The organism is Chryseobacterium sp. 2VB (genome assembly GCF_005503635.1).
GTDB lineage: Bacteria > Bacteroidota > Bacteroidia > Flavobacteriales > Weeksellaceae > Chryseobacterium > Chryseobacterium cupriresistens.
The window spans coordinates 200078-217011 of the sequence record NZ_SCNC01000004.1; the positions used below are offsets into that span (position 1 = coordinate 200078).

At 37.6% G+C, this 16934-nt stretch carries 14 protein-coding genes and 5 tRNA genes; 11 read left to right on the forward strand and 8 right to left on the reverse strand.

Going from position 1 to position 16934, the window contains the following annotated elements:
* Positions 1–43 precede the first annotated feature (43 nt).
* A complete protein-coding gene (locus tag FFS26_RS06370; RefSeq protein WP_041461994.1) occupies positions 44–421 on the reverse strand; it encodes a DUF3127 domain-containing protein in 378 nt (125 codons plus the stop codon).
* 177 nt (positions 422–598) lie between these two features.
* Here FFS26_RS06370 and FFS26_RS06375 point away from each other — a divergent pair.
* From FFS26_RS06375 to FFS26_RS06395, 5 genes are all read left to right on the forward strand, one after another.
* Positions 599–680, forward strand: a tRNA-Leu gene (locus FFS26_RS06375).
* 4 nt (positions 681–684) lie between these two features.
* A tRNA-Gly gene (locus FFS26_RS06380) sits at positions 685–760 on the forward strand.
* A 6-nt stretch (positions 761–766) separates the two neighbouring features.
* A tRNA-Leu gene (locus FFS26_RS06385) sits at positions 767–850 on the forward strand.
* Positions 851–969: 119 nt separating this feature from the next.
* Positions 970–1051, forward strand: a tRNA-Leu gene (locus tag FFS26_RS06390).
* A gap of 77 nt (positions 1052–1128) precedes the next feature.
* Positions 1129–1212, forward strand: a tRNA-Leu gene (locus tag FFS26_RS06395).
* Positions 1213–1261: 49 nt separating this feature from the next.
* Here the strand turns inward: FFS26_RS06395 and FFS26_RS06400 are convergent.
* Positions 1262–1900, reverse strand: a complete 639-nt coding sequence (locus FFS26_RS06400; protein WP_137904587.1) for a helix-turn-helix domain-containing protein — start codon at positions 1898–1900, stop codon at positions 1262–1264.
* Positions 1901–2104: 204 nt separating this feature from the next.
* On the opposite strand from FFS26_RS06400, the gene FFS26_RS06405 reads away from it, so the two are divergent.
* From FFS26_RS06405 to FFS26_RS06415, 3 genes are read left to right on the forward strand one after another with little or no spacing between them, the layout of a single operon-like run.
* A complete protein-coding gene (locus tag FFS26_RS06405; protein WP_110011312.1) occupies positions 2105–2473 on the forward strand; it encodes a hypothetical protein in 369 nt (122 codons plus the stop codon).
* A 41-nt stretch (positions 2474–2514) separates the two neighbouring features.
* Positions 2515–3930 carry a PLP-dependent aminotransferase family protein gene (locus tag FFS26_RS06410; protein WP_110011311.1) on the forward strand — a complete coding sequence of 472 codons (1416 nt, stop codon included), beginning with the start codon at positions 2515–2517 and terminating at the stop codon, positions 3928–3930.
* A gap of 14 nt (positions 3931–3944) precedes the next feature.
* Entirely contained in the window at positions 3945–4430 is a 486-nt protein-coding gene (locus tag FFS26_RS06415) for a GNAT family N-acetyltransferase (protein WP_110011310.1), read from the forward strand.
* A gap of 73 nt (positions 4431–4503) precedes the next feature.
* Here FFS26_RS06415 and FFS26_RS06420 read toward each other — a convergent pair whose 3' ends face one another.
* From FFS26_RS06420 to FFS26_RS06445, 6 genes are all read right to left on the reverse strand, one after another.
* Positions 4504–6357, reverse strand: a complete 1854-nt coding sequence (locus FFS26_RS06420; RefSeq protein WP_137904588.1) for an alkaline phosphatase family protein — start codon at positions 6355–6357, stop codon at positions 4504–4506.
* Between the two features lie 403 nt (positions 6358–6760).
* Positions 6761–7429, reverse strand: coding sequence for an HAD-IA family hydrolase (locus tag FFS26_RS06425; protein WP_137904589.1), 669 nt, complete (start codon positions 7427–7429; stop codon positions 6761–6763).
* A gap of 7 nt (positions 7430–7436) precedes the next feature.
* A complete protein-coding gene (locus tag FFS26_RS06430; RefSeq protein ID WP_110011308.1) occupies positions 7437–8591 on the reverse strand; it encodes a TIGR03364 family FAD-dependent oxidoreductase in 1155 nt (384 codons plus the stop codon).
* Between the two features lie 11 nt (positions 8592–8602).
* Complete coding sequence (locus tag FFS26_RS06435) at positions 8603–9901, reverse strand: DUF5690 family protein (RefSeq protein ID WP_110011307.1); 1299 nt, start codon at positions 9899–9901, stop codon at positions 8603–8605.
* Between the two features lie 9 nt (positions 9902–9910).
* Positions 9911–12736 carry a TonB-dependent receptor gene (locus FFS26_RS06440; RefSeq protein ID WP_137904590.1) on the reverse strand — a complete coding sequence of 942 codons (2826 nt, stop codon included), beginning with the start codon at positions 12734–12736 and terminating at the stop codon, positions 9911–9913.
* 600 nt (positions 12737–13336) lie between these two features.
* Positions 13337–13906 carry a helix-turn-helix domain-containing protein gene (locus FFS26_RS06445; protein ID WP_137904591.1) on the reverse strand — a complete coding sequence of 190 codons (570 nt, stop codon included), beginning with the start codon at positions 13904–13906 and terminating at the stop codon, positions 13337–13339.
* Between the two features lie 177 nt (positions 13907–14083).
* Here FFS26_RS06445 and FFS26_RS06450 point away from each other — a divergent pair, with 177 nt between their 5' ends.
* The 3 genes from FFS26_RS06450 to FFS26_RS06460 all read left to right on the forward strand — a co-directional run bounded on the left by FFS26_RS06450 (position 14084) and on the right by FFS26_RS06460 (position 16916).
* Positions 14084–14791 (forward strand): response regulator transcription factor, encoded by a 708-nt coding sequence (locus FFS26_RS06450; RefSeq protein ID WP_047377977.1) that lies wholly within the window; start codon positions 14084–14086, stop codon positions 14789–14791.
* Between the two features lie 3 nt (positions 14792–14794).
* Positions 14795–16207 (forward strand): sensor histidine kinase, encoded by a 1413-nt coding sequence (locus tag FFS26_RS06455; protein ID WP_110011304.1) that lies wholly within the window; start codon positions 14795–14797, stop codon positions 16205–16207.
* 214 nt (positions 16208–16421) lie between these two features.
* Positions 16422–16916 (forward strand): hypothetical protein, encoded by a 495-nt coding sequence (locus FFS26_RS06460; protein ID WP_110011303.1) that lies wholly within the window; start codon positions 16422–16424, stop codon positions 16914–16916.
* Positions 16917–16934 lie beyond the last annotated feature (18 nt).

The following is a 16934-nucleotide window of genomic DNA, read 5'->3' on the forward strand; positions in this document are numbered from 1 at the left end:
TACTTCAAAAAGCAGGATTTATAATTGATCTTTTATTCTTTAATTAGAAAGGTAAATCATCATCGTCGTCTCCGGCAAAAGGATTCTCATTAGAAACCGGGGATGCAGACTGCTGAGGCATTGCCTGAGTAGGTTCTGAAGCATTATCAAAAACTTTCTCTACTCTCCACCCTGTAATAGAGTTGAAGTATTTAGTTTCACCCTGCGGAGAAACCCATTCTCTACCTCTGATGTTGATTCCTACCTTTACGTTTTCTCCTTCTTTAAGGTTATCTAATAAACTGATTTTATCAGATAAAAATTCTATGTTTATCGGCTGTGGATACTGTTCCTGGGTCAAAATAACCATTTCTCTTTTTTGAAACCCGCTCGCAAATGTTTGAGCATCAAAAAGTTTCTTTACCGTTCCTTGTAATTCCATATCGTAAATATTAACGATGTAAAAGTAAGAAAATGAAATGTAATAAAAGAAGCTGTGAAAAAAAAATGTGGAAATTTTATTTTTTTTTCCTGAAAAGTTTGGTAGTAAAGGAAATTGTCCTATATTTGCACTCACAAAAACGAAGCAAGCTCTTTAAAACTTACAATATAAAAACCAGCGGATGTGGTGTAATTGGTAGCCACGCCAGACTTAGGATCTGGTGCCGTGAGGCGTGGGGGTTCGAGTCCCTTCATCCGCACTATGCGAAAATAGCTCAGCTGGTAGAGCACAACCTTGCCAAGGTTGGGGTCGCGGGTTCGAATCCCGTTTTTCGCTCCACACCATGCCCTGGTGGTGGAACTGGTAGACACGCAGGACTTAAAATCCTGTGTCCGCAAGGACGTACGGGTTCAAGTCCCGTCTGGGGTACAAGACCCTCTGTAATATCTTACGGAGGGTTTTTTGTTTTAATAGAGAGTGTTCTTTAAATAAAAATCTTATATTTGTAAGAAATCAGGTTGAATCTGAGTATTCAGATCAGCGAATCAGCGGATGTGGTGTAATTGGTAGCCACGCCAGACTTAGGATCTGGTGCCGTGAGGCGTGGGGGTTCGAGTCCCTTCATCCGCACAATTCGAAAAAACTCTTATAGAGTCGTTAAGAAGGTTGGAACCTCTGGTTCGAATCTTTTTTTTTGCCCACACCATGCCCTGGTGGTGGAACTGGTAGACACGCAGGACTTAAAATCCTGTGTCCGCAAGGACGTACGGGTTCAAGTCCCGTCTGGGGTACAAAGCCCTCTGTAATGTATTACGGAGGGCTTTTTTGTTTTTGTAACCTTTAGAGTATCTGACTGTTTCCCGTTTTCTTTTCCAGTTTTTCCAGCCTTTCAAAAATACCAGTGAAGATATTCTTGTTTCCTGTCGAAATGTATCCTACAATCTTATAATATTCCTGATGATTTTTGTTTGTACGTTGATTTTCAGTTGCATATTGAAGATTTCCATTGATATGAACCAGTAGATTGCTAATGGGATCTGTTGCCAGATTTGTTTTATTCAGAAATAAAATATCACCGGATTGATACTGGGGAAGCAATGTTTTTTCAGAAGTAAATTCAAAGACCAGATCAACTGATGCTAATATTTTTTGCAATATTACTGAGTTGGCTTTATTTACGGACTGTGTTTTCTGCATTTCCAAATTAGTCTCCCCTGTTGATTCAGGGAAAAGTGCGGGCTGACTGGCACCAGGAGTACTTGTCAGCTGGTTTGCCTGTATAGGTTCAGTCAGTAATTTGTCAAGACTAAGGTTAAAGTGATTCGCAACTTTCAGTATGGTTTCAATTTTTGGCTCAGCACGTCCCTCCTCATATGAGCTTATTACGCCTCTGTTGAGATCAAACAGATCTGCAAAAGCCTTTTGACTCAATCCTTTCACCTGTCTTATTTTCTTAATATTAATTCCAAATAAGCTCATCCTGTCCAATATTTTTTGCAAATATAGAAAATGTAAATAAATGTTGCTAAATATATTTGCATGGATGCTATTTCTGATGGAGCTAATTTTTAACAGAAAAAGATAAGGCATATAATATAAAAATCTGTACCCATAATATTATATAGTTCTGTATCTGTATCCAGGATTAAATACTCCATAATTTTGTTTAGCTAAAGAAGAAATATGGAAACAATCACTCAACAACAGAAACAGTTTCAATATGCCGAGGCTTATATATCAGACATGTGGATGCTGAAAAATATCTTTCTGGAAACACAGAATCTGACAATAGCAGATCAGAATTTCGGACTTCCTTTTCTTTTGGCTAAAAATGGGAAGCAGATTGTTGCTTTTGCCAGTCTTATCGTGAATGAAAAGGATGAAATATCTTTCAGGATCTATGATAAAAATAAGATGTCAGATATCGAAAAGAGAAATTTCTTTTCCCGTGCTGAAAGATATTTTAAAAATACTCACACCCCCAATTTTAAGGATCCGGAACAGTTAAAAAGCAGTATCAGCAGTATGATCAGCTGGCTGAATCCCGAATAAAGACAGGATAAAATTGTACATTTACTTAAAACCCGGATTCTATGCATAAAGATGTTCTGTACCTCAAAATAGCCAATTCTGTCACAGAGCAGATTAAAAGTGAAACCCTGCAGTTTGGAGACAGGCTGCCTTCATTGCGAAGTGCCCAGAAATTATACAATGTAAGTCTGAATACTATAAAACAAGCTTATATGGAACTGGAGAGCCGCTCTCTGGTAGAATCACGTCCGAAATATGGCTACTATGTAAGCCAGACTTCCCAGCGAAAACTGGCACTGCCTTCCGTGGCACCGATGAAAGATTCAGAGAAAAGGAATACACCACAGGACCTTATTGATAAGGTATTTGGAGTGATCGGAGGAACAGATATCACCCAGTTTGGATTGGGCATTCCGGGGAAAAGTCTTCTTCCGGTGGCCAAGATGAAGAAATGCATGATTGATGTGATCAAAAGAAAGAGCGACAGCGGAACCAACTATGAACCTGTACAGGGAAGTGAGGTGCTTCGCCGGGAAATCGCCAAATGGTCGATGGTAATGGAAGGGAAAATCACAGAAGATGATCTGGTGATTACTTCCGGAGCTATGAACGCCGTTTATAATTGCTTAATGGCTGTTACTCAGCCGGGAGATTCCGTGGCGGTGGAAAGTCCTGTATACTTCGGAATTCTCCAGGCTATCCAGCTATTAGGACTTAAGGCTGTGGAAATTCCTACGCATCCGATTACAGGAGTAGATCTGGATGAGTTAAAAAAGGTAATGCCAAAGCTTTCTGCGTGCTGTTTTGTGGTGAATTATAATAATCCGTTGGGATTTCAGATGCCTGATGATAACAAGAAAGAACTGGTAAGGATGCTTACTGAATATAATGTTCCTTTGGTGGAGGATGATGTCTATGGTAACATTTATTTCGGGGCGGGAAGACCCAAGCCGTGTAAATTTTATGATGAAGCAGGAATTGTGATGTGGGTAGGCTCGGTTTCGAAAACATTGGCACCAGGTTTCAGGGTTGGGTGGGTGGCTCCCGGAAAATTTAAAGAAAAAATTATCCGTCAGAAACTGGTTCAGACGGTGAGCGGACCTTCTTTGTTTTCAGATGTAATTACAGATTTTCTCGCACACGGGCGTTATGATCACCACCTCAGAATGTTCAGGAAAAAGCTGTACGCAAATTACCTTCAGATTCAAAAGGCGGTGACTGAATATTTTCCGGATAATACAAAAATTTCAGAACCCAAAGGAGGCTTTATGCTTTGGCTGGAGCTGGATAAAAGAATTTGTACGGAAGATCTCTACGATGTAGCTTTTGAGCAGAAAATCAATTTTGCTCCCGGAAGAATGTTTTCACAGCACAATCAGTATCAGAACTGCATGCGTTTGAACTATGCACTGGAATGGACAGACAGAGTAGAAAGTGACCTGGAAAAGCTGGGCAGAATGATAAAAAACAGAATTTAATAAACCTTATAGCGATGAATGATACTAAGAATGAAGTAAAAATTGTAGCCTATGAACCTCAGTATAAACAAGCTTTCAAAGCTTTGAATGAAGAATGGATCAAAACATACTTTGTCATGGAAGCCGGCGATTATAAACTGCTGGATAATCCTGAAGAGCATATTTTACATAAAGGAGGGCACATTGTTTTTGCTTTGCTGGATGGAGAAGCAGTAGGAACCTGTGCATTAGTAAAAACAGAAGACAGTCCTCTCACTTTTGAATTGTCAAAAATGGCAGTAAGTCCCAAAGCGCAAGGGAAAAAACTAGGCTACCTTTTGGGAAAAACTTTAGTGGAAAAAGCAAAGGAATTAAAAGCTGAAAAAGTATTTTTGGTTACCAATTCTATACTGGTTCCGGCCATTACACTTTATGAAAAGCTGGGCTTTATCCATACTCCCATCAGCAATGCTGAGTATGACCGTGCCGATGTGCAGATGGAGCTGATTTTTAATAAGTAGGCAAAAAAATATTAGAACTCGGATAGGAATATCCTTGTTCTAATATCAAAATTTAAATCTAATTGCTTTATTTTTATTTCTTAATGAATGTCTTGGTCAGTGCTTTTTTGCTTCCGTTGATTTTAATGAAATACACACCAGCCGGAAGATTTCCGATATTGATTTTTTCATCGTAAAAACCTCTTGAAGACTTTAAATGGGTTGTTAAAACATTTGATCCTTTACTGTCAATGATTTCTGCTTTAATTTTCTTATCCTCAGATTGATACTGGATTCCAATGAATGTTGAAACAGGATTCGGATAAATTTTAAAATCCTCAGCAATTACCCTGCTCTCTTTTGCGGTCAATATTTCTTTGGAACATGCCGGGATTCTATTCACTCCATCTATTCCCCATGATGATTGTACCGGAATACAAAGCCAGTTCAATACAGTTGGAAAATGATCTGTTTCTCTCGTTGTTGAGGTATAATCATACACCTTAAAATTATTCACTGTACCCGCATTGTAAGTAGGAGAACCTGTCACGGTCATGTTATTGGCGTTTGGACCGGAGTCTGTCAACGTATTTCCTGAAGTTCCATTACACTTCCAATTGGCTAATAATTGAGAATAATAAGGATGCGAAGAGGTAATATCCTGATTGGCCCAATTCACAATAACATCATTGGGAAGAGCAGATTTCCAGATTCTTATGTCTTTATAAGAAGCCGCCAGATTGAGTCCATAAACATTGGTTCCATCCTGGTTTAATGTAAGAGGAAGCCCGGAATCAATATTTCCAATGGTGTTCATTTTAGCAAAAGTTACCGGAACACCATCTTCGTACAATGTTACAAGGCCATCTCTGTCAAAGCTTGCCGCAATATGTTTCCACTTATTTGTTTCCACTTTTCCGCCTACCAGGTCAATTCTGTTCGTTCCATCTCCAATATTCATTTTGAAAGTCTGTCCTGAATATCCTGAGAACACAAATCCTTTATTTTTCCCATTAGCCCAGTTTTTATTACTGATCATCACCGGATCACTGGAGTAAGCTGCATTAGGCTTTACCCAAAACTCGATGGTGAAGTCCTGATTAGCTCCAAAATTAAAAGGAGTCTGGCTTGCTGGCTTTGCATAAGTTCCTGCCGGGAAATTCAATTGATTGAATATTTTATTGGATTCCAGAACAGTTTTGCTGATCTGCTGAGGAGTAAATCCCGGGTTGGAATATACTGTAAAAATGTTTCTTTCAGAAAGGTTTCCTCCTCCATGTGAAGAGTCTACAGCTCCATGATCTGTTGTCAATACCACCAACCAATCTTCATTGTTGTATGATGGCCTGTTTTTCATCGCTGCAACAATTTCTCCGATATAAGAATCTGTTGTTTTAATGGAATTTACATACTGTGAAACTGTTGATGAGAATCCATAAGAATGGCCTGCATGGTCTACATCATCAAAATCTACAAAGAGAATATCCGGATTGTCATTCTGCAAAGCCGTAACAGCAGCATTTTTTACGGCAAGATCCGTTGCCAGATTGGTCTTTACATCTGCGGTTTGAATGATTTTGTCGTTGATGGGTGACCAATGTGCCAGAGAGATAGTTCTTAAGCCAGGGTTGTAATTTTCTGCTCTTGTCAGAAAATCAGGGTAATTGACATAGTTCGGGCTTGTGAAATTATTGTCCTGAACATTATGTTTGGTGTGCCATACGCCGGTCAGCATGGTGCTCCATCCGTTTCCGCTCCAGGTTGTAGCAGCACAAAGCCCGTCCGTAGAATAGATCGATTGGCTGATAAGGTTTTGAATGTTGGGAGTAGGTGTAGACATCATGACATCTGCACGACATCCGTCAATACCAATAAAAAGAACTTTTTTAGTCTGAGCTCCAAGGAAACAGCTCATTACAACAGCCATTGAGAATAGTTTTGTTTTCATGGGGAAAAAGGGTTTTTAGAATTGTGAAAGTTTATAAATAGTAATTTATTTTTAACTATTGTAAAATTAGTTTACTATTTGTAAACATTTGTGAACGGAAAGTTAATTAATTGATAATTAAAAAGTTCACTCAAAAAGCTTAGATATTAACCACAAAAGCCACAAAAGAAAAATGACTCTGTTTATTTTAAGTTACATGCTTTGTGAATAGAAGATCAAAAAAGGTTTCTGGAAATGTCGGTTATAATAAATACCTAATGATCCGTACTATATTCCCCTCCTCCGGAGGGGTGTCGAAAATTCAAAGAATTTTTGACGGGGTGGTAAAAACACAAACATTTTCTATAGAAAAACCATGAAAACGTTTGTGTCAAGAAGTATTTAAAAATAATCTGAAAAGTGTTTAAAGAATCCCCTCAGCTTCAGAAATCGTATTCAGAATATAATCAGGAGCTGCCTTTTCAAGCTCTGACTGCATCTGAGCACCAGAAAGAACGGCTACCGTTAATCCGCAGCCTGCATTTTTACCCTCTTCAATATCAATGACAGAATCTCCTGCCTTTAAAACCTTATGCGCTTCAGTGATATTGAATTTCTTCATAGCGAGATGAATCATTTCAGGACTTGGGCGGCTTTCTGAAACATCATCCGCAGTAATCAAAGCATCAAAATGAATGTTTTCTTTCCAGTTGAGTTTATCTAAAAGCTGATGGGCGATTTCTGAAGTATAGCCTGTATTCAAAACGATTTTCTTGTTTTGAGCTCTCATATTCAATAAGAAATCTTCCGTTCCGTTGATGGGTTTTACATCCAGATTTTGATAAGATTCTTTCAGTTGTCCAGAAAAATCCTCAAAAATAGCAGGAGCATCTTCTTCGTTCCCATTGATTTCTTTTAAAAGACTTGTGATTGCTTCCAGTTTTTCCATTCCGGCACAGCTGGATAATACTTTTTCCAGGCTTACCACATAGCCGTAATCATTCACAGCGTTAGTAAGCGTTTTGTAAACTACATTATCCTCATCAATTGTTGTTCCGGCCATATCCAGAACCAGTAATTCTATATTTTTCATGTAAAAGTTATGCGTAAATTTTTTCAATATTAAACTTAGAGAAGCCACCGCTTCCCGTCATTCCCTTTCCTCCGATACCCGTTACAATATGAATGTTAGCGGATGGGCTGTGCTCAAAAATATCTTTTGTTTTGCACTGGGAATAGATTCCGAACCATCTCCTCTGAATTTCATACGTAGGAAGATCAATAATTTTCTTAGCCTCATGAATCATGAATTCATCAATCTCCATATTAAGGTCGTATCCGAGATCATCGGCATTTTTAGCATCAGCATATTCGTGAGAATCTCCGATGATGACAGAGCCATCAAGAGCCTGTTTGAATAAAATGTGAATGCCGTATTTCTTTTCAAATGAGTTGAGATCTTCTAAAGCCTTGATTTTCTGGAAAGAAGGACATTCGCTGAAAGACTCATATCTTCTCACAGAAAGCCCTGTAAGGATATTTCCCTGAAGCGAATAAATTCCTTGGGGCTTTGTTTGAAGCATCTGCAGTTTACTCACTTCCAGATCGCTGTCATTGAATACTTTAGGATATAAAGTTTTAAACTCGTGTCCCCCGCAGATGATGATTTTGGAAGCGTTAAATTCCGTTCCATCTGCTGTAATAGCTATACATTTTTGGTCATTTTCATGGGTTTCAAGAACCGTTGTATTGTAAAAAATCTGCAGTCCCATTTTTTCCTGAAGCAGCTTGTGAAGTTTTACAATCATATCTGCAGAATCTACGGAAAGTTCCTGTGGGAAAAACAAACCTCCTTTGCAGTAGTCTGAACGAAGACCGTCAAATTTCTTGATGCAGTCGTTTTTAGATAATAAAACAGATTTATAATCATTATTTCTGTTGATTTCATAAAGTTCTTCAATCAACTGAAGCTCTTCATCATTGGAAGCAATATAGATGGAACCGTTTTGTCTGATGGTAAGGTCTGCCTGATCATGAAGTTCATTGTAGATGGCCAGACTTTCCCTCCCGAAGTTCTGCCATTTAAGATCCATTCCGGAGGGTACTACCTGTCCGAAATTTCTTACCGTGGCACCCTGAGGAACAGAATTCCTTTCCAGTAAAGCTACCTTAAGATTTTTCTTCAGCGCATGATAAGCATGGAATGTTCCTAAAATTCCACCTCCTACAACGAGTAAATCAAATTTTGTTGTCATTGTACTATAGTTTATAAAATTTTCGACGTATCGAAATTGATGAATTGATTAGATTTAGATTTGGGTTTTGACTTTTTTCTGAAAGCCAGAAAAGCAATCACCGAAAGAATGAAAACCGTTATGGTGATGATGTAATTTAAGTTAATATAAAAATGTAACCACGAAGTCTGGGCCGAGCCAAAGTTTTTATACAAAAGAATCAGAACACTTCCCAGGTAACCAAAAGAATCTACAATATAGATCAGAAAACCTACATTTCCTTTGATTTCAAAAGCGGCGATCATCCGGTCAAAATAAATTCCATTGAAAGGAATATAGCAAATGTACATTCCGAAGCCGGAAATTGTCATCCATAAAAAAGGCGACAGAGAACCCTGCTGAAACAGATACGTAGAAAGTCCTACCGTAAGAATTCCCGCAAAAAGAATGTAATGATAATAAGCAAATGCCTTTTTATTGTTTTTTACTTTTACCATAAAGCTTAAAATTACCAGAACCATTACGGCGATAGGAATTTCCGTTAAAGTGAAAATAGAACTGTCAAAAGTAAAGTTCAGTCCGTCCCAGATTTCACGATTAAAATTATCTCTGAAATCCCTTAAAACGGTTAAACTGATATATAAAAAGATGATACATACGATCGGAACAAAAAATTGTTGGATCAGGGCTCTTCTTTCCTTACCATTCAACGGCTGTCTCTTGTTTTTAAGCAAAATGTCTTCTTCTGAAGGTTTGGGAATTCTTTCAAGCAATAATCCGAAAAGAATCAGAGGAATAATGAAAATAAGTCCGGCTGAAAAAGGCATCCAGAATTCGGAAATCGGGAAGGTATCCATTAAAAATTTTCCTGCCGATTTTGTAAATCCTGAAGAAACCACAAAGCTTGAACATAAAAACAATCCGATGATTTCAGTGGCTTTCCGTCCTTCAATATACGAGAAAACAATTCCCCAGATCATTCCCAGTGGAATCCCGTTGACGAACATAAATATGATATTATAAGGAGCAGGAACGGTTGCAAACCCCAACAAGGCTAGCTCTGCAACAGCAATAAAAATAAAAAGATAAGCAAGTCTTTTCTGAGGTTTCAGCTCGGAAATAAATTTGATCCCGATGAATTTGGAAACAAAGTAGCCTACGGCCTGTGCAATGATAATCAGAATCTTATAATCTACCCCAAAATAAGAAAGTCCTTCGAAGGAAGCTACAGTAAAAGGTTTCCTGAAACCGTACATGCAGAAGTAAACACCGAAAGCAGCAAATGTGGCCTTCAGTGTTACCAGTGTTTTTTGATTGATGGTTCTGGCCATAGTTCTGGTTTAGAAATTCAGTTTTACTCCAAGATTGAAACGTACTCCATAATATTCCACCTGTTCAGGACGGTCTTCGCTTTTACCGAAGTGGTAAATCAGTGGTTTGTTCAGAATATTGTTTACATCCGCATACAAAGTCAGGTATTTGGTAAATTGATAAGAACCTCCGAAATCCAGATTGCTGTATTTACCATAATAAGAATCATTGATATCCTCCTCAGCGTATTCTACAGCATACTTTCCCTTGTAGTTATAAGCCAGTCTTGCATTGAATCCTTTTTTCTCAAAGAAAAGCTGCGCGTTGTACAGTTCCTTTGCCTGGTAAGGAAGGGCCACCTTTCTTCCGCTTGGTTTTTCCATTTCTGAAGTCATGAATGTAGCATTCAATTGTACTCCGAAATATTGTAGAAACCCTGGAAGGAAATCAAATCTCTTATTAATTCCAAGTTCAATACCTCCCAGCCATGCCGCTTTTCCGTTATTGGGAGCGGTAAACTGTACTCCGTTGTTTCCGTTATAGTTTCCGATAAAAGAGTCCTGGAAAATAGGATCCGTAATGGATTTATAAAAAACGCCGCCGCTTAGAATCCCGACATTGGAAAAATAATATTCACCCATCAGGTCAAAATTCAAAGAATAGGTAGGGTTAAGGTTGGGATTTCCGCCTTTGAACTCGTTGTCTGCTTCAATATAAGTTCCTCCCGGAGTCAGATCACCAAAATTTGGTCTTGAAAAAGTTCTTGTCGCTGCAAAACGAAGATTAGCTTTATCATTTAAAGTATATTTTAAATGAATCATCGGAAGAACAGCCAGATAGTTTTTGGTGTTTTCTACCGGAGTCAGTACATCATCATTCACACTGTATCCTTTTACTTTGGTATTGGTATTTGATAATCTTATTCCTCCTAAAATGATGATTTTATCATTCAGTTTGTACGTTGCCATTCCATAAGCATCTGCATGTTTTTCAAACACATCAAAGTTTCTTCCTAATGCTTTATTGTATTCCAGAGCTTCGGAATCAGCAGTATTTATCTTCAGATTTCCCTGATTCTGGTACCAGAACTGATTCATTCCATTGGTGGAAAGTACGGGTCCGAAAGTATTGCCGATGTGTGCGTTCATTTCACTTAAATATTTTGGTCCGTTGGGCTGTGTTGTGATATATTGTGAGAAATCAGACAGAAGAGGCGATGTTCCGTTGTTCCAGTTGTAGAAAATATCAGAGAATTTTGCATTACGTTCTTTATCTCTGTATTTAAAACCATACTTTAAAGTCAGTTTATCAGAAGCATTGATTTCATGGTTGAAGGCAGCAACAATCTTATCCTTTTCCTCTACAAAAACTTTATAGAATTCAAGATCTGTAAATCTCATCTGTGAGGCATCCATTTTAAAGTTCGGATCACTGTAGAAGCCAAATAACGCATCAGGATTTTTATAATCTAATTTTCCGCCATCTGCTTTCCAGTAAGCCCTAGGTCCATTTCCATGATTAGCAATATAATCAGGATTGATGCCTACACCAGATTGAGTGTACTTGACGACATAATATGAGTTGTTCTGCTTATCAGGAATATTTCCATACTTAAACTTGTTGTCATAATAGGATAAATCCCAGTCGATTTTTCCTCTATTGAATTGATGAACCGCTCCCAAAGAAACAGAAGTAAGCTCCGTTATCAGTAAATTGTGGATATTCTGAAGCTCCACTCTTGCTGTATTATTAGCACTGCTGAACTTATCAAACCGGATCCTGTGTTTATAATGGGTCTCGTCATCCGATAAGGTACCATAGATTCCTTTTAAATAGAAAGTCGTTTTTGGAGACAATACATATTCAAAAGCGGTATTGATTCCGGTTGTCTTTCGAACTCCGTTATAATCGCGAAGTTCCAGCCTGAAAATCCCTTCGTCACCACTTCTTCGTGCTTCAAAATTATCAGTAGACCAGTTTCTTATGAAATGGGCAAAATTGATTAAATACCCGAATTTTTTATCCTTTGTTCTTCCTCCATATAAAAATCCAAGGTTGTAGACGCCTTTATCAGACTTTGCGTTATAACCGCTTCCCACAGTGGCTTTGAATTCTGTTTTCATCGGTGGGGTTTTGGTAATAAAATTGACACCGCCGCCAATTCCATCTGCTTCCATATCTGGGGTAAAAGACTTGTTTACATGTACATAGGAGATCAGTTCTGTAGGAAAGAAATCAAATGCTGTTGCTCTGGATGTCGTTTCTTCCTCTGCGGTGGGAAGCCGGTTTCCATTGATCGTTGTAGAAGCCCAGAATGGCGGAAGACCTCTCAGGGAAACAAATCTTCCTTCGCCCTGGTCTCTTTCAATAGAAACTCCCTGCACACGCTGTACGGTTTCTGCTGCATTTCTGTCCGGTAGCTTTCCGATTCCGTCTGAAGCGATGACATTGGTGATATTAATTGCGTTTTTCTGCAGGTTTAAAGCTCTCGCTTCCGTATTTTTCAACGTTCCGGTGACGACAATTTCGTCAATGTTTTTTCTAGGTTGGGATAGTTTGATAATTCCTAAGTCAACCGTTTGTTCCGGTTTCAGGTCTACATTGATATCTGTAGATTCATAACCGATGTAGCTGATTTGTAAGATGTATTGGCCTTCTTTAATATCGTTGATGGTAAATTTTCCTTCGATATCAGTGGTTATATTTTTAGATAAGCCTTTTATTTTGACTGTGGCCCCGGGGAGAGGCTGGCTGTCGTCAAGCACAGTTCCTATAATTAACTGTTTTTGCGCTGAAACAAAGACTATGAGACAGACAAAAACAAGGGTAAGTAATTTCTCTAATTTTGTTTTCATTTTTACATATATTAAATTTTTTATGCAAATCAAGCTAATAATTTTAATATATATAAATATTTTGTGTTAAGTATTGTTTAACAAATAAGTTCTATTTGTTACGTTTATTTTATCTTTAAATGTATTAATGCCAACCTTTAAAAACAGGACTAAACAATATTTAAATCCACTGTTTCAACACTTTTCGCAAATATTTCCTGAAAATAAAAGGAATTGAAACTTTCCAAAAGCAGGCTTGATTTGGTTCATATTTCGTTCATCTTGGAAGAATAACGAAAACCAGAAGTTGCATATTTGTAAACTTTTGTATGCTTCAGAAAATCAAAATTGAAGCATGATGTAAAATTGAAATATGATTTAAATGCAAAGCTTAATAATTATAATATCACATTATAAGTGTGCAAAGGTTACGACGTTGTCGTTGAAGAAGCTTCATTATTATCTGTGTATTTATAAGGGATCTACACTACAATTGTCATTCTGAATGAAATAAAATGTAATGAAGAATCTCGCGTTATTGAATGCAAATAAGAGATTCTTCCTTCGTCAGAATGACAAAAGCAAATAATAAAAAAACTTTGCGTTAAAAAAATGAAATAGTTAAGCAGTATAAAAGTAAAGAACAAGCATTACACAGCTTTCATTGCTGATGCTTACCGGAACGTGAGGAAACTTACCGTTGAAATAAAGCGAATCCCCTTCTTTAAGGATGATTTCCTCATTATCAATTACGTATTTCACTTCTCCCTTCAGAATATATTTGAATTCCCAGGCATCCGTAATGACCTTTTCCCTTTTAGAATTAGGTTCAAGCGTCAGCAGAACGGCCTCAAAACCTAAAGAATGAAGGCTCTTGCTGAAGATGTGCATATATCTGAACCCCTCAGCTTCCACTTCTTTTTCTATAATTTGCTGGCTTTCTTTCGGAACATAAATAAATTTGGCGTTGGATTTTTTCTCAACCCCTTCAAAAAAATAACTGGCATCAATCTCCAGCGACTGAATCAGATCTAAGAGAACAGGAAGTGAAGGAATCGTTCTTCCGTTTTCAATTCTGGAAACAAGTCCGTTGCTTACATTCGCTTTGAAGGCCAGCTCATTAATGGTTAAATTATTCTTTTTTCTAATATCCTTTAATCTCTTGCCGATACCTATTAAAAAGTCATTCATACTGTGTGTAATTTAACCTGAATTATATTCAAACAAAGGTAATATTATTCTATAGAGTTTAGGTACAGGAGGGAATCAATTCATTGAAAATTATTATTTGCTACTTGGCTCTCTGATATTCCTCGCTTTTTCTCCCAGGAAAATTTCCCTATTTTTGTAAAACTCCTTATTTCATCTATGAAAAAAATTATTCTTATCGAAGACGAAACCAGTGTGGTGTCCTTTATTAAAAAGGGACTTCAGGAAAATGGATATGAAATTTCTGTAGCTTTTGACGGCCGTACAGGAGTTCAGCTGGTGCAGGCTAACGATTTTGATCTGGTAATTTTAGACATTATGCTTCCGGAAATGAACGGTCTGGATGTGTGCAAAGAGATAAGAAAAACCAATCAGAGCGTTCCTATTTTATTTCTGACTGCTTTGGGAACTTCTGAAAATATTGTTCTCGGATTGGAAAGCGGAGGAGACGATTATCTGGTGAAGCCTTTTAAATTCATTGAGTTGGTTGCACGTGTAAAATCCCTGCTAAGAAGAAGCAATAACAACGGTCCGCAGGAAATTGCTGAACCTGAGCCGGATAATGAACATGTATTCCAGTTTTCGGATCTGATGGTGAATGACTACACCAAAAAAGTAACCCGAGCCGGAGAAGATATTTCTCTTACTTCCACAGAGTATAAACTGCTGCTGTACTTCCTGAATAATCCGGAAAAAGTAATTTCGAGAGCAGAAATTCTGGATGCGGTCTGGGGCGTAAACTATGAACTGGGAACCAACGTGGTAGATGTTTATGTCAATTATTTAAGAAAAAAACTGGATAGCCAGGATGATAATAAACTGATTCATACCGTGATAGGAATGGGTTATGTGTTGAAAAAGACATAATGAATGTTTAACAGAGTCATTACAAATCAAACCAAAACGATGGTACTTTTGATGCTGGTTTTTACCGCCATCATTTTGCTGTTCAGTGGTTTGGTGTATTTTTCTATCGTTAATTTTTCACATCAGAGGTTTTATGAGCTGTTGAAGATAAGGACGGCAACCATTGTTCAGATCGAAAAAAGTAAAGATCATCTCGACCTTCCTGAAAACTATATTCTCAGCAACCTGAATGATGAGGAACTTCCGATGGAAAGAGACTATGTTTTTGCTGTTCCTGCCGATTCCAATTTCAAAAAAATATCTCAGGAAGTTCATATCCCCGATTATTTCTTTAAAAATATTATCAGAGAAGGAGAATCCAATTATAATGATGAAGAATTCTATTATATAGGACAAAGTTTCAGATATGATGATAAAGATTATATTGCCATCGCTTCTGCCAAAAACCATTATGTTGTTTATTATCTGGGCTTTTTAAAGAGAACACTGCTTACCTGTATTGTACTGTCTCTGTTTTTCAGTATGATTTTTTCTTTTTATCTGTCCAAAACCTTATTCAGGCCGATCTTAAAAATTACAGGAAAAGTAAAAGAAATCAGTTCTGAAAACCTTCACTTAAGATTGGAATCACATCCTGATAATAAAGAGCTTAATGAGTTGGTAGATACCTTTAATGATATGCTCAACCGCATTGAAACGTCTTTTGAAACCCAGAACCACCTGATCGGCAATGTTTCCCACGAATTGAGGACGCCTCTTACATCCATTATGGGAGAAGCCGATGTTGCGCTTTCTATCAGCAGAACAGCTGATGAATACAAAGAAACCCTCGGAATCATTCTGGATGAAGCTGAAAAGCTGGATAAAAAGATTAAAGCACTATTAATGATTGCCCAAACCGGATTCGACGGGAAAATCCAGAAAATGGATAAGGTGAGAATTGATCAGCTTCTTTGGGACGTTATTGAAACCTTAAGGCGAATTGATTCCCGAAACAATATCTATCTTGATATCAGCATGCTTCCCGATAATCCCAAGAAATTAAAAGTTCAGGGGAATGAGCAGCTACTGCATCTTGCAGTGGCCAATATCATCAGTAATGGCTGTAAATATTCTAATTTTCAGCAGGTTAAAGTCTCTCTTGGCGCCACCAATACAGATGTCTACATCATTATAAAAGACAACGGGATTGGAATTCCTGAAGTGGAAATGAATAAAATCTACGATCCGTTTTTCAGAGCTTCCAATACCAATAATTATGAAGGCTACGGGATCGGACTTCCATTGGCCAGAAATATTGTCAGAATGCACCACGGTGAACTGATTGTAAGCTCTCACGAAAACCAGGGAACAACGGTACAGATGCGTTTTCCTAATTTCTACAGCACTCAGAAGGGCGAACAAGCCAAAGTGTAAACCAGAATAACAATAGGCAAAATCGCAAATTGACGAAAAAGCGAAATGGCAAAATGCAAAAGAGCTTTTCGTCATATTAACTCCCGTTAACAATTTTCTAATCTCATTTTAATCTCTTTAATCACATTTTAATTCCATTCCAAAGATCTTCTAATATGGTCGTTCTAGTTTTGTATCATCAAAAAAGATAAACACAATACAAAATAATAAGAACATGACTAAAACAATTTTAATTGCAACAGATTACTCTCTTGAGTCATTGAATATATTGAAAAAAGTACTTAAAGAGAAAGAAGTAGCAGAAGATCAGAACCAATATAACATTCTTCTGACTTCCGGGTATGATTCCGGAGATTCTATCAGAGATCTTTTGTTCAGTACCAAAACATCGGTATTCAATAAAATAAGACCTGCAGAATTCTGTGATGCTTTGGGAATTATCAGCAATAAATATCCTCATCTGGTCAATAAAATCATCTGCGACATTTTCACAGGAAGTTTCCAGAGAACATTCAACCAATACATAAAGGCGGAAAACATTGAGGAAGCTTATTATTCTCCATCCATCAAAAGCAGAGGAAACGGAAAATTCGATCTGATTCCTTATATCAGGAAATGCAAAGAACTGAAATCTCATGAAATTACGGTCGAAGTAAGAGAAAAACTTCCGGAAAGAGGAAGATTGGCAGAGATTTTTGTAGAAGTCTGAAAATTAAACGCAATTTAA

Coding starts and splice junctions, on each gene's coding strand:
- FFS26_RS06445 (WP_137904591.1), bottom strand. CDS start 13,906: ATGAATGACTTTTTAATAGGTATCGGCAAGAGATTAAAGGATATTAGA.
- FFS26_RS06405 (WP_110011312.1), top strand. CDS start 2,105: ATGGAAACAATCACTCAACAACAGAAACAGTTTCAATATGCCGAGGCT.
- FFS26_RS06440 (WP_137904590.1), bottom strand. CDS start 12,736: ATGAAAACAAAATTAGAGAAATTACTTACCCTTGTTTTTGTCTGTCTC.
- FFS26_RS06400 (WP_137904587.1), bottom strand. CDS start 1,900: ATGAGCTTATTTGGAATTAATATTAAGAAAATAAGACAGGTGAAAGGA.
- FFS26_RS06410 (WP_110011311.1), top strand. CDS start 2,515: ATGCATAAAGATGTTCTGTACCTCAAAATAGCCAATTCTGTCACAGAG.
- FFS26_RS06425 (WP_137904589.1), bottom strand. CDS start 7,429: ATGAAAAATATAGAATTACTGGTTCTGGATATGGCCGGAACAACAATT.
- FFS26_RS06455 (WP_110011304.1), top strand. CDS start 14,795: ATGTTTAACAGAGTCATTACAAATCAAACCAAAACGATGGTACTTTTG.
- FFS26_RS06415 (WP_110011310.1), top strand. CDS start 3,945: ATGAATGATACTAAGAATGAAGTAAAAATTGTAGCCTATGAACCTCAG.
- FFS26_RS06370 (WP_041461994.1), bottom strand. CDS start 421: ATGGAATTACAAGGAACGGTAAAGAAACTTTTTGATGCTCAAACATTT.
- FFS26_RS06435 (WP_110011307.1), bottom strand. CDS start 9,901: ATGGCCAGAACCATCAATCAAAAAACACTGGTAACACTGAAGGCCACA.
- FFS26_RS06460 (WP_110011303.1), top strand. CDS start 16,422: ATGACTAAAACAATTTTAATTGCAACAGATTACTCTCTTGAGTCATTG.
- FFS26_RS06420 (WP_137904588.1), bottom strand. CDS start 6,357: ATGAAAACAAAACTATTCTCAATGGCTGTTGTAATGAGCTGTTTCCTT.
- FFS26_RS06430 (WP_110011308.1), bottom strand. CDS start 8,591: ATGACAACAAAATTTGATTTACTCGTTGTAGGAGGTGGAATTTTAGGA.
- FFS26_RS06450 (WP_047377977.1), top strand. CDS start 14,084: ATGAAAAAAATTATTCTTATCGAAGACGAAACCAGTGTGGTGTCCTTT.